The 631-nt window shown below is 35.8% G+C and carries 1 protein-coding gene; it reads right to left on the bottom strand.

From position 1 onward, the window contains the following. A partial coding sequence (locus tag M1G14_RS10795; protein ID WP_247926601.1) for a YSIRK-type signal peptide-containing protein occupies window positions 1-310 on the bottom strand: 310 nt, incomplete at its 3' end. Window positions 311-631: the final 321 nt, after the last annotated feature.

Raw genomic sequence — 631 nt, 5'->3', positions numbered from 1 at the left:
GAGAAGTCGCTTCTGACTTCGCAGTTTTATCTGCCACTTGGCTAGACGGTGCTCCAGAATCTGCGGTAGACTTAGAAGTACCTGAGTCTGATTTCCCTTCCGAATCTGGTACAGTTCTTATGTTCTCTGTAGAAGCAATTGAGGAATCTGTTTTAACTACTGTGTCTGCTGCAACAGTATTCCTACCTAAAAACATAAAAGCCGCGACAGCTACAGAAGCCACACCTACATTAAACTTACGCACTGAGTATCGAAGGCGTTTCTCTCCACTCACTCTGTGCAACCTACGTCGCTCATTTTTTCCCATCATGAATTCTCCTTGTTTTTAGTATATTATAATCATCTACTAACACTAAATAGATTGTTATTCTCCAATGCAACAGTATAGTTTATAATACCAATATAGAATAGAACACTTTTTTATGTTCACTTGAATTTTATCATATTTTCTTCACTAAATCAAGAGTTTATAATATAAAGTATGTGGTAGAATTTTTTAGAAAGCCCATTTCTTGTAATATGAAAGGAGAACTTTGACCGAGGAGTGCAAAAAAGATAAATTGTAAAATATAGTGCAACAAAAAACTCATAGCGTTTCATTGGTGTAAACTGTAAGTAATCACACAAACAG

The organism is Streptococcus parasanguinis, assembly GCF_023109675.1.
Classification (GTDB): Bacteria; Bacillota; Bacilli; order Lactobacillales; family Streptococcaceae; genus Streptococcus; species Streptococcus parasanguinis_I.
This window is presented reverse-complemented; position numbering and strand designations above follow the sequence as displayed.